General features: G+C 46.5%; 8 protein-coding genes. 7 read left to right on the plus strand and 1 reads right to left on the minus strand.

Features of this window, described 5'->3' with window-relative positions; all coding sequences use genetic code 11:
- The first annotated feature begins 70 nt into the window (after nucleotides 1-70).
- The 4 genes from KO518_RS12120 (at nucleotide 71) to KO518_RS12135 (ending at nucleotide 5809) form a co-directional block, all read left to right on the plus strand.
- A complete protein-coding gene (locus tag KO518_RS12120; protein WP_216026079.1) occupies nucleotides 71-658 on the plus strand; it encodes a DJ-1/PfpI family protein in 588 nt (195 codons plus the stop codon).
- 337 nt (nucleotides 659-995) lie between these two features.
- Entirely contained in the window at nucleotides 996-1451 is a 456-nt protein-coding gene (locus KO518_RS12125) for a cytochrome c (RefSeq protein WP_252736183.1), read from the plus strand.
- Between the two features lie 202 nt (nucleotides 1452-1653).
- The gene (locus tag KO518_RS12130; RefSeq protein WP_216026081.1) at nucleotides 1654-3756 is read left to right on the plus strand and encodes a GGDEF domain-containing phosphodiesterase; all 2103 of its coding nucleotides are present in this window, start codon (nucleotides 1654-1656) and stop codon (nucleotides 3754-3756) included.
- 154 nt (nucleotides 3757-3910) lie between these two features.
- Nucleotides 3911-5809, plus strand: coding sequence for an acetate--CoA ligase (locus KO518_RS12135; RefSeq protein WP_216026082.1), 1899 nt, complete (start codon nucleotides 3911-3913; stop codon nucleotides 5807-5809).
- Between the two features lie 45 nt (nucleotides 5810-5854).
- Here KO518_RS12135 and KO518_RS12140 read toward each other — a convergent pair whose 3' ends face one another.
- On the minus strand, nucleotides 5855-6535 hold the full coding sequence (locus tag KO518_RS12140; protein ID WP_216026083.1) for a cytochrome b/b6 domain-containing protein: 681 nt from the start codon (nucleotides 6533-6535) through the stop codon (nucleotides 5855-5857).
- 220 nt (nucleotides 6536-6755) lie between these two features.
- On the opposite strand from KO518_RS12140, the gene dapB reads away from it, so the two are divergent.
- The 3 genes from dapB to carB all read left to right on the plus strand — a co-directional run bounded on the left by dapB (nucleotide 6756) and on the right by carB (nucleotide 12202).
- The gene (dapB, locus tag KO518_RS12145) at nucleotides 6756-7556 is read left to right on the plus strand and encodes a 4-hydroxy-tetrahydrodipicolinate reductase (protein WP_216026084.1); all 801 of its coding nucleotides are present in this window, start codon (nucleotides 6756-6758) and stop codon (nucleotides 7554-7556) included.
- A 280-nt stretch (nucleotides 7557-7836) separates the two neighbouring features.
- A complete protein-coding gene (carA, locus tag KO518_RS12150; protein WP_216026085.1) occupies nucleotides 7837-8967 on the plus strand; it encodes a glutamine-hydrolyzing carbamoyl-phosphate synthase small subunit in 1131 nt (376 codons plus the stop codon).
- Between the two features lie 13 nt (nucleotides 8968-8980).
- Complete coding sequence (carB, locus tag KO518_RS12155; protein WP_216026086.1) at nucleotides 8981-12202, plus strand: carbamoyl-phosphate synthase large subunit; 3222 nt, start codon at nucleotides 8981-8983, stop codon at nucleotides 12200-12202.
- Nucleotides 12203-12298: the final 96 nt, after the last annotated feature.

The following is a 12298-nucleotide window of genomic DNA, read 5'->3' on the forward strand; positions in this document are numbered from 1 at the left end:
CGATTCTGCTCGTGCAGTTAGGCATGAGCTTCAGCGAGACAATTAGCGCTTGTGCAGCCAGGAGTCAGTAATGCTAAACGTAGCAATATATATTTACGACAATGCCGAAGTGCTCGACTTCTCTGGCCCATATGAAGTATTTTCAACCGCAAACAGATTTTTGACAGGCAAAGATGGTTTTAACGTTTTTTTGCTTGCAGAAGTGAACGCCCCCGTTCTGGCAAGAGGCGGATTTAGTGTAAACCCACATTACTGTTTGCGAGATCATCCCAAAATAGACGTTTTGCTTGTTGTCGGTGGTGTGCATACGGAAGAACTCAAAAAGCCGAAGGTCTTAAAATGGCTCTCAACCACGGGGAAAAAAGCAACAATCGTCGCTTCAGTATGTACGGGGGCTTTTATCCTTGCCCAAGCAGGGCTACTCTCCAATTTAACAGTGACTACCCATTGGGAAGATATCGATGAGTTGAGAGCATCATATCCCGACCTTTCAGTCGCGGAAGGAGTGCGCTGGGTAGACCAAGGTAAATGGGTAACCTCAGGCGGTATTTCAGCGGGTATAGATATGAGTCTCCACCTGGTATCAAGGCTTATTAATCCAACTATTGCAGAAAAAACCGCCAGACAAATGGCGTTCGATTGGCACAAAACTATATGAGCAGCTTACGGTAGGGTTTAGACATCAGAAATAGCAGTATGTACGCCTATTATTGTTTTACCCACCAGAACTCTATTTTGTATTGTAATGCTGCGTAATTTTGCTCGCTGTTTCACTCAACCGTTTATTTACTCATTTTGCCTTGCGGGCTATTGAATAATGGTTCGGTGGCTGTAAAAAATATAAAATTATTGGCACTGGCATTTCATAGTCAAAAACCGGTATGGTAAAACGTGCTGGGTACACGTCATGTGTCTGTAAACATCATAATGCACATCACCACATAATCTGCAAAGTAACGGAGAAAAACATGAAGCAAGTGCTAAAGACCGGCCTAATGGCAGCCATTGTCATGGCAGGATTTACAAGTGGGGCTACAGTGGCCCAGGAAGCCGCCTTGAATGAAAAACACGCTCAGGCTGCCACGAACTTTCGTCAATCGTTGTACAAATTGGTCTATAGCAATATGGGGCCTTTGGGCGGTATGGCAAAAGGAAAAATACCATTTGATCAGGACGTCATTGCCACCAATGCCATGCGACTTGAGCAACTGGCAGACATGATGAGTGACTATGTAAAAGTAGATACGAGAAAATTTGACGTCGATACTGAAGCGAAGGATGAGATTTGGGAAAACTGGTCCGATTTTGAAAGTAAAATTGACAGTTTGAAAACGGCGGCTGCAAATTTGCAGGCTGTTGCAGCAACGGGTGATGAAAGTAAGTATGCCAAAGCGATAGGGCAGGTCGGGGCGTCTTGTAAGTCGTGTCACGACGACTATAAAGTTGATTAGTTCATTTTATCTATAGTTGTACATGTGCTATGCGTTTATGCATAGCACTCTATTTTTAATTCAATTCGCAAATTTGTCCTTTAAAATCATTTCTTTGTCTTGCCCTATTGTTAAGCTGCACTTTCTCTTCTATTCTAGATATTATCATTTATCTATAGCGTACTGTATTTTACTTTGCAGGCAAACCCGGGGGAAGTAGAGGGTGTTGAAGAGGGCGCACAATGTTTGTTCTTTACTCAGTGAAGAAATTGCCGCCGTTGCTAGGTGTGGTGGTTGGCAATATGACACAGCGAGTAAGCACCTTACCTGTACATCTGCTGTTTTTCATTTATTAGACCTATGCGAAAATAGTGAACTCACGCTCCGTCATGTCTTTGCAGTATTTACACCGCAAGAAAGAAAGTCCCTGAGTAACACCTTGCGAAATTTGCTTAACAACCGTGTTGCATTTGAGCTCGAACTGTCGGTGTTAACTCATAAGCGAAAGCGCAAATGGGTGAAAATTACGGGTAAAATACAATGCTGCCAAGATAAGGGCGTTCGTCTATATGGCGCTGTTCAGGATGTAACTGAGCAGCGACGATTGTCAGATACTGAGCAAAATTATATTGAGTATCTCAATACCATCCTCAACAGTATGAATGATGTGATTTTGTCGGTGGATGAATACTTCACCATTATTACAGCAAACCAAGCTGTTGAAAAAATGTTTGGTTATGCACCTGAAGTTTTGGTTGGTGAAGACATTTCCTTTTTGTTGCCAGAAGAAGTCGAAGGTCAACGCCGCTGTTTTGTTCGCGATCATCTCCAGCCCGGGTTGGGCTTCATTAATGGCAAGGAGCTCGTGGCCACGAAAAGTTCGGGCAAGGTGTTCCCTATTGAAGTGTCTGTGTCGGAAGTTGTTCAATCAGGACAAACACAGTTCGTATGTGTGCTCAGAGACATCACCGAGAAAAAGCAAGCGCTGGACAATATCTATCAAATTGCCTTTTTCGACGAGATCACCCATCTTCCTAATGCAAAGTTGTTCGAAAAAGATTTGCGCAATGTTATTGCTCAGGCAAGGGCTTCAGGCAAGCACGTGTATTGCTGCATGCTCGACATTGACAATTTTGCTCAGTTAGTACAAGCCTTTGGCAAAGAAACGGGTGACTACATCCTTCGCGTGCTCGCAGGGCGATTGAAGAAAGCTGTATCAGCCCAATTTGAAGTGTATGGGGGCTTGAGAGATAAATTTTATGTGTTGTTGAAAGCCCCTTTTGACGAGGATCACGAGCACGATCTGGTTAACCTCATCACTGAAATTGAATGGAGCCTGCATACGCTGCTGATGAAAGAGATGTCATTGCATGGCAATCCGCAAGTGATCACGACAACTCTCGCTTCAGCGTATGTGCACGGTGCCGATGCTGAGTATGAAAAAGTGGTAGGTATTCTAGATTTTGCTACCAAGCGGGCAAAACAACAGGGGCCCGGTGGTCGTGTTACGTTGGAGCGCAATGAGTTCAATGCCTATGACCGACACAGTTATATTAGCCAGCACTTAGCGTCTGCGTTGCAGAAAAAAGCTTTCTACCTGGTGTTACAACCGCAATTTGACGGGCAGGGCAATATTGTTTCATCTGAGGCTCTCATACGTTGGGACGATGCCAAACTGGGAAACATTTCTCCGGGAGAATTTATTCCCATCGCGGAAGAAAGCGATATTATCGTTGAGATAGGCGACTGGGTACTAAATGAAGCCTGTCGCTTGCTATCTCACTTGAGAAAACTGGGGGTGGTAACGACGCTATCGGTGAACGTTAGTGGCCGGCATATTGCACGTTCAGACTTCTCAGATCGTCTGGTGGATATTATTGAGTACTGGCGCGTTAGCCCTGGTCAACTTGTTCTAGAGATAACCGAAACCACCTTGGTGAGTGGTATAGATCTGGTCAGACGTCGCATCGAAAAGTTGTCCCATTTGGGATTTCGTTTTTCGATAGACGATTTTGGTACTGGTTACTCAAGTTTGAGTTATCTAAAAGAACTTCCTCTCGCCGAACTTAAAATTGACCGGTATTTTGTGGATGAGATCAATTTTGAATCTGATCATGTACCCATTGTTGATACTATTATTGATATGGCGGGTTCTATGGGATTAAAAACAGTCGCAGAAGGTATCGAGAACGATATCCAACTTGAGTATTTAAAGCGAAAGGGCTGTCAGCTTTTCCAAGGATTTTACCTGTCAAAACCACAGCCGGTTACCACTTGGTTAGAAAGACTACTTGCGATGCCTGTTAAGAAGCGTTACAACGTATAAGGCCCGTTAGATAGTAGTTCACCAGCTTATATTTTTTCCTATCTGCGACATAAGTCTTATCACCTCACTTGTTAATTTTGAGTTAATGTGAAGCGGTATGAGGTTTTCCTTTAACTGTTTAGCGCATTAATCTAGTTAACCCAAGAGGTAAGTCATGTCTTACGCTGAAGAATATACCCGTTCCATTTCACAGCCCGACGTTTTTTGGCAGGAGAAGGCTGAGGATGTTCCCTGGTTCACCGAGCCCCAAACCGCGCTGTCTCAAGACGACAACGGTATTTTTCGTTGGTTCTCAGACGGTGAAATGAACACGTCGTACATGGCGCTGGACCATCATTGCAATAACGGTAGAGCAGATCAAACCGCCCTTATTTTCGACTCGCCAGTGACGGGGGTAAAAACGACATATACCTATTCGGAACTACGTAAAAACGTGGCGCGCTTTGCTGATGTTCTCAAACGAAACGGTGTGAAAAAGGGCGATAGGGTTGTTATTTACATGCCCATGATACCGCAAGCTGTGATTGCTATGCTGGCGGTAGCGAGACTGGGCGCAATTCATTCAGTAGTATTTGGTGGCTTTGCCCCTCATGAGTTGGCGGTGAGAATTGAGGATGCACAACCTAAAGTACTGGTCACTGCATCTTGTGGCGTGGAAGTGTCGAAAATCATTGAGTACAAGCCGCTGGTTGAGGCTGCCATCAATATGTCTGCGCACAAGCCCAATTGCACAATCGTATTCCAGCGTGCCCAAGCCGAAGCGGTGTTGAAGGACGGCGATCTCGATTGGGAAAAGGCTATGATAAATGCTGAAGAAGCCGAATGTACGCCAGTCCTTGGCACTGACCCACTTTACATTCTGTATACGTCTGGGACTACAGGCAAACCCAAAGGTGTTGTGCGAGACAATGGCGGCCACGCGGTGGCGTTAAAGTATTCTATGTCAGTGATTTACAATATGAAGCCTGGCGATGTGTTTTGGGCAGCATCGGATGTCGGATGGGTTGTCGGGCATTCCTACATCGTCTACGGCCCGTTACTGCACGGTTGCACCACAGTTGTATACGAAGGTAAGCCCGTGAAAACGCCGGATGCTGGTGCTTTTTGGCGGATGGTTGAAGAGTACAGCATAAAAGCGCTATTTGCAGCACCGACAGCGTTTAGGGCGATAAGGAAGGAGGATCCAGAAGCCATAAAGATGCAGAGCTATGATCTGTCATCCTTAGACACAATTTTTATGGCCGGAGAGCGCTTGGACCCGCCAACATATTTGTGGACCGTTGAGAAAACCGGTAAACCGGTTGTGGATCACTGGTGGCAGACAGAAACAGGCTGGTCAATTTGCGCCAATCCCACGGGGATTGAAAATATGCCTGTGAAGCCGGGATCATCCACATTACCGGTACCTGGTTTCGATGTTCAGGTTCTGGATCATTGGGGAAAACCATTGCCTGCGGGAGAACAAGGCGCCATTGCTATTAAGCTGCCTATGCCTCCCGGTTGTTTGCCAACGGTTTGGGGGGATGTAGAACGTTTCCGGCACAGCTATCTTGACGCTTATCCAGGCTACTACACCTCGGGAGACGGTGGCTATAAAGACGATGATGGCTATGTATTTATTATGGGGCGGACCGATGATGTCATCAATGTTGCCGGACACCGTTTGTCTACTGGCGAAATGGAGGAAGTCGTTGCCGCACATCCGCTAGTCGCTGAATGTACTGTTATAGGCATACACGATGCACTGAAAGGGCAGGCTCCAGTAGGCTTAGTGTTGTTGAAAGATGGCGCCGACGTGGATGAAGATGATTTACAAGCTGAACTGGCGGCTATGGTTAGAAAAGAAATTGGTCCCATTGCTTGTTTCCATCGTGCAGTGGTGGTTCCCCGCTTGCCGAAAACCCGCTCGGGTAAAATTCTGCGCAAGTTGCTGCGGCAAATAGCGGAAAATCATGAAGTGGCGATCCCATCCACTATCGACGACCCGGGCAGTGTGACAGAAATTTCCACTATTATGCATCAGCAAGGTTTGGTGCGGCAAAAAACTGAGTAGGCCGGTTAATTAAAATAGCGGAAGCTTCCATGCTTCCCGCTGTCTTTAATAATAATACTCTTCTTCAACTTCTGGAGGTGCAATCTCCACAACGTAATAAACCATTCCGGCACTAATGGCTGCTGCGATAATAAAAGCCAGCCATTTCGATGAAGTAATGGCTGGTTCATTGGTGTCTTTCTTTCCGTGGATCATCGCAGGGGCCAAACGTTGTTTCTTATACACACTATAGAAGCCGATGGCCGCAATGTGCAGCGCAATGATTCCGAGCAACACATCAAAGCCATTGTGGTGAATAAAGCCCATAACTTTGAGTGTACTGTCTTCAACTGCGGCGCGCCAAGGGCCGTCAAAGAATATATCGTCAGTCATAAACAGGCCGCTAATTGCCTGTGCCAACACTAACAGCAACATGAGTAACACCACCCAGCCCCCCAACGGGTTGTGACCAGCATGAGCTTTCGAGTTGCGTTTAAACAGTGTGGATGCATAGCCGATTACCGCTTTCGGGCCGTAGATAAACTGGCTGAATTTGGCGTAATCTGAACCGATAAAACCCCAAAGAGTACGAAAAATGACAAGCCCTAGGGTGAAATAACCAAAGTAGAAGTGCCATTGCATGGCATTTTCCAGTACCTCAGCAGTGAGATACTGGGCAATAAGTGAACCAACCAACAGCCAGTGAAATAACCGTGTCGGGACATCCCAAATTAATTTCTTGCTCATTACAATTCCTTGACCATCAAAAGGGTAACACCTTGGGGTCGCATTGCGACCATTGCATCAGGTGGGGTTGTCGACTTGGGGAAATCATGCGATGAAACTACCGTATATTCAAGTGCCAGCCGCCAACAGTTGGGTTATCTGCGATATTTGTAAGCCATGAATTGAAATATGAAATGCATCAGGCAAAATATCGTGAATTTAGTCAAGTGAAGATGAGCCGATGAGAGTTGCAATTCTGGGTGCAAATGGCCGAATGGGTCGGGTATTAATTGAAGCAGTAAGAGAGCAAGAAGGGGCTGAATTGGCAGTCGCTACTGTGAGGGATGATTCGCCTTGGGTAGGTATTGATGTGGGAGAGCTGGCGGGCATTGGTTCGCTGAACATTCACTGTACGGCTGTGGGAAAGCTCAATGCCGACGATGTTGATGTAGTCATTGACTTTACTCTTCCCGCAGCATTTGACGATAACTTGGGCTGGTGTGTTAAACACAATAAGCCTGTTGTCATTGGTACAACCGGTCTGTCGGTTGTGCAACTCGAAGCACTAAACCGTGCTGCAGAACAAATACCACTGGTGTTTGCGGCAAACTACAGTGTAGGTGTAAATGTTATGCTGGCGTTGGTGAAACAGGCTGCTGCTGCGCTGGGTAATAGTGCTGATATTGAAATATTGGAAGCCCATCACCGGTTTAAGCAGGATGCGCCTTCTGGCACTGCCATGGCCATTGGCGAGGCAATTTCAGAGACGTTGGGAAGAAACTTACAAGAATGTGCCGTTTACGGAAGAGAAGGTAAAGAACCGCCTCGTGAACATAAAACTATTGGTTTTGCGACCGTGCGGGCTGGGGATATTGTAGGAGAACACACGGCATTATTTGCTGATATTGGTGAGCGTCTGGAAATAACTCACAAAGCATCTAGCCGGCTTACCTTTGCCAAGGGGGCGGTTCACGCGGCACTGTGGTTATCCGATAAACAAAACGGACGCTACGGTATGAATGACGTTATTGGACTGACTTAGGCATTTTAGGTATAAATGTGATTTTTTGGCCTTAGGGCTTAAAAAAGTCGTTAATCACGCATTTTCTATATTTATCTAAATTTGAATTAGACCTTTTCCGATAACTCCTATATAATAATCGGAATTTGCCAAAATTTAGCGTTTCGGGTATCCCGAGTCGCGTTTTATTAGCTGCAAAGTATAGTAAACGGGAAGTAACATTTTTCATTACTTCCCGTTTTTGTGGGGTTTATACGGTTTTTCGTATAAACCGTCGGTTATCCTTAATCTGGAGGTTGACTTGGCTAATTCTGCCCTTTTGGTGTTAGAGGATGGTTCAGTTTTTAAAGGAACGGCGATAGGTGCTTCTGGTACTGCCGTTGGGGAAGTGGTTTTTAATACTTCCATGACAGGCTATCAGGAAATCATCACCGACCCATCTTACGCTGAACAAATCATTACACTTACTTACCCCCATATCGGTAATACCGGTACCAATTCTGAAGACGTCGAAGCAGACAATATCTGGTCTAAAGGTCTAATTATTCGAGACCTTCCCCTCATAGCCAGTAACTTTCGAAATGAACAAACACTATCTGAATACTTAAATGCCAAAGGCGTAGTCGGTATTGCGGATATTGATACCCGTCGTTTAACTCGCATCCTTCGTGACAAAGGCGCGCAGAACGGTTGTATCATCTGTGGTGACGATTTAGACGAAGCCAAAGCTTTAGCTGCTGCTAAGGGGTTCCCGGGCTTAAAAGGCATGGATTTGGCCAAAGTAGTAAGCACTAAAGACGTAAAAACCTGGAGCGAAGGCACGTGGGTGCTAGGTGAGGGGTATGTCACGCCTGCAGAGGTAAAATACCATGTGGTTGCTTACGACTATGGGGTGAAAAATAATATATTGCGCATGCTGGCAGATCGCGGTTGCAAGGTTACTCTTGTTCCAGCACAGACGCCTGCGGATGAGGTGTTGACGTTAAACCCAGATGGTGTGTTTTTGTCAAATGGTCCCGGGGATCCGGAGCCATGTGACTACGCTATTGACGCCATTAAAACCATCGTTGACAAAGGTGTACCGGTTTTTGGTATTTGTTTAGGTCACCAGCTGTTAGCGTTGGCCAGTGGTGCAAAAACGGTCAAAATGAAGTTTGGCCACCATGGTGCGAACCACCCGGTGAAAGATATCAAAAAAGGTACAGTGATGATCACCAGTCAGAACCACGGTTTTGCTGTTGATGAGTCAACGTTGCCGGATAACCTGGAAGTTACTCATATTTCATTGTTCGATAAGTCGTTGCAGGGAATTCATCGTACTGACAAACCTGCATTCAGCTTTCAGGGGCACCCTGAAGCGAGTCCGGGGCCTCATGAAGCGGCGGATCTGTTTGACCACTTCATCGACCTCATCGAACAATCAAAACAGTAGGAACTAGCCGACAATGCCAAAACGTACTGACATAAAAAGTATTCTGATTCTGGGTGCCGGTCCAATTGTTATCGGCCAGGCCTGTGAATTTGACTATTCTGGCGCACAAGCCTGTAAAGCACTTCGCGAAGAAGGTTACAGAGTTATTCTCGTAAACTCAAACCCTGCCACTATTATGACCGACCCTGAAATGGCCGATGCGACTTATATCGAGCCCATTCATTGGGAAGTGGTACGCAAAATTATCGAAAAAGAGCGCCCTGACGCCGTGTTACCTACCATGGGTGGGCAAACTGCACTGAACTGTGCGCTGGATCTTGAGCGCGAGGGAGTACTCAGGGAGTTTGGCGTAGAACTTATTGGTGCAACGGCGGACGCCATAGACAAAGCAGAAGACCGTGAACGCTTTGACAAAGCCATGAAGTCTATTGGCCTTGAATGTCCCCGAGCTGAAATTGCACATTCCATGGAACAGGCGCATGACGTTCTTTCACGCATCGGGTTCCCGTGTATTATCCGACCGTCTTTTACCATGGGAGGATCCGGGGGCGGTATTGCCTACAATATTGAAGAATTCAATGAAATTTGCCACCGTGGTCTTGATTTGTCACCCACCAAGGAGTTGTTGATTGATGAATCACTGATTGGCTGGAAAGAATACGAGATGGAAGTGGTACGGGATAAGCAGGATAACTGTATTATCGTTTGTACCATTGAAAACTTCGATCCCATGGGCGTGCATACCGGTGATTCTATCACGGTAGCGCCAGCACAAACCCTTACTGACAAAGAATTCCAAATTATGCGTAACGCTGCCATGGCGGTATTGCGTGAAATTGGTGTGGAAACGGGAGGATCTAACGTACAGTTTGGTGTCGACCCTAACACTGGTCGTATGGTGATTATTGAAATGAACCCGCGGGTTTCCCGTTCTTCTGCATTAGCCTCAAAGGCGACGGGTTTTCCCATTGCAAAAGTTGCCGCTAAGCTGGCTGTGGGCTATACCCTGGACGAATTGGCAAATGACATCACCGGTGGTCTTACGCCTGCATCGTTTGAACCGTCTATCGATTATGTGGTTACCAAAATTCCCCGCTTTAACTTTGAAAAGTTTGCCGGCGCGAATGATCGCTTAACGACACAGATGAAATCTGTGGGCGAAGTGATGGCTATTGGCCGTAATCAGCAGGAATCCCTTCAGAAAGCCTTGCGTGGTTTGGAAGTTGGCGCAACTGGATTAAATCCCATTCTCGACCCAGAGGACGACGACGCTAAGAACAAATTGATGTACGAATTGCGCGAACCGGGTGCAGAGCGTATTTGGTACATTGCCGATGCTTTCCGCATGGGTATGACGGTTGACGAAGTGTTCGAAGTGACAAACATCGACCGTTGGTATCTGGTGCAACTGGAAGATTTAGTTAAGCTGGAAAAACAGGTTACTGAGGCTGGTGTATCAGGCTTGGATGCCGATTTTATGCGCGCTTTGAAGCGCAAAGGTTTTTCGGATGCCCGCTTGGCTGAATTGACAAATGTGGCAGAAAGCGATATTCGCGATGTACGTCGTGGTTTTGGCATCTCTCCGGTGTACAAGCGCGTTGATACCTGTGCTGCAGAGTTTTCAACCAGTACCGCTTACATGTATTCCACATATGATGAGGAATGTGAAGCTGCACCAACAGACAAAGATAAAATCATGGTACTGGGAGGCGGTCCGAACCGCATTGGGCAGGGTATCGAATTTGATTATTGCTGTGTACATGCTGCATTGTCAATGCGTGAGGACGGTTACGAAACCATCATGGTCAACTGTAACCCTGAAACGGTTTCCACAGACTACGATACCTCAGATCGTCTCTATTTCGAACCAGTAACACTGGAAGACGTGTTGGAAATTGTGGCCAAAGAACAACCCAAAGGTGTGATTGTTCAATACGGCGGGCAAACCCCACTTAAACTGGCTCGCGCTCTTGAAGCTAATGGCGTGCCTATTATTGGTACGTCGCCGGAAGCCATTGATCGCGCTGAAGACCGTGAACGCTTTCAGCACATGGTGAACAAACTCGGACTTAAGCAACCCGCTAATGCAACGGTAACGAACACTGAACAAGCGCTGACAAAAGCTGAAGAGATAGGTTTCCCGTTGGTGGTGCGCCCGTCTTACGTACTGGGTGGTCGTGCGATGGAAATTGTGTACGACATTAAGGATCTCAAGCGATATCTAAATGAAGCGGTAAAAGTGTCTAACGACGCCCCGGTTCTGTTGGATCGCTTCCTCGATGACGCCATCGAAGTGGATATTGATGCGATTTGTGACGGCGCTGAGGTCGTTATCGGCGGTATTATGGAGCATATTGAACAGGCGGGTGTTCATTCTGGAGATTCAGCGTGTTCATTGCCCCCGCATTCGTTGCCTAAAGATATTCAGGACACCATGCGCCAACAGGTGCGTGATATGGCTCTTGAGTTGGGGGTAGTGGGGTTGATGAACACGCAGTTTGCGATTAAAGACGGTGAAGTTTACCTTATCGAAGTGAATCCTCGCGCAGCCCGAACGGTGCCGTTTGTATCAAAGGCAACAGGTGTACCTTTGGCCAAAGTAGCCGCGCGTTGTATGGCTGGTAAATCATTGCAAGCACAGGGTGTTACGGAAGAAATCATTCCTCCGTTTTATTCTGTGAAAGAAGTGGTACTGCCATTTGCTAAATTCCAGGGTGTAGATCCACTTCTCGGCCCGGAAATGCGCTCTACCGGTGAGGTAATGGGGGTGGGGGACACATTCGAAGAAGCTTACGCTAAGGCGAATTTAGGGGCTAGCGCGCCACTGCCCAGAGAAGGGAAAGCGTTGATATCAGTGCGCAACAATGACAAAGCCCGCATCGTAGATTTAGCGAAAGCAATGATTGATGCCGGTTTTGAAATTGAGGCTACCAGTGGTACAGCCAGAGGCTTAATTGAAGCGGGCATTCAATGCTCTGTAGTTAATAAGGTTTCAGAGGGACGTCCGAATATTGTCGACGCTATCAAAAATGGTGAGTACAGCTACATCATTAATACTACGGAAGGCCGTCAGGCCATTACAGATTCTGTGTACATTCGTCGTGAAGCCTTGTTAAATAAAATAACGTATACCACCACAATGAATGCCGCATTTGCCACTATTCGCGCAAAATCAGCGGATGATCGCAATAAGGTCGCTTCTGTGCAGGAGTTACATGCCCGTATCAACGGGTAATGACAAGAGGCCATAATTGCGTTATATTACGCGATTAGCCTTTTTCAAAAAAGTGCGCCTATTTGGCGCACTTTTTTAACTTAGCGACAACCAAAA

Source organism: Aestuariibacter sp. A3R04 (assembly GCF_018860805.1).
In the GTDB taxonomy this organism is placed as follows: domain Bacteria; phylum Pseudomonadota; class Gammaproteobacteria; order Enterobacterales; family Alteromonadaceae; genus Alteromonas.

Coding starts and splice junctions, on each gene's coding strand:
- KO518_RS12120 (WP_216026079.1), top strand. CDS start 71: ATGCTAAACGTAGCAATATATATTTACGACAATGCCGAAGTGCTCGAC.
- KO518_RS12125 (WP_252736183.1), top strand. CDS start 996: ATGGCAGCCATTGTCATGGCAGGATTTACAAGTGGGGCTACAGTGGCC.
- KO518_RS12135 (WP_216026082.1), top strand. CDS start 3,911: ATGTCTTACGCTGAAGAATATACCCGTTCCATTTCACAGCCCGACGTT.
- KO518_RS12140 (WP_216026083.1), bottom strand. CDS start 6,535: ATGAGCAAGAAATTAATTTGGGATGTCCCGACACGGTTATTTCACTGG.
- dapB (WP_216026084.1), top strand. CDS start 6,756: ATGAGAGTTGCAATTCTGGGTGCAAATGGCCGAATGGGTCGGGTATTA.
- carB (WP_216026086.1), top strand. CDS start 8,981: ATGCCAAAACGTACTGACATAAAAAGTATTCTGATTCTGGGTGCCGGT.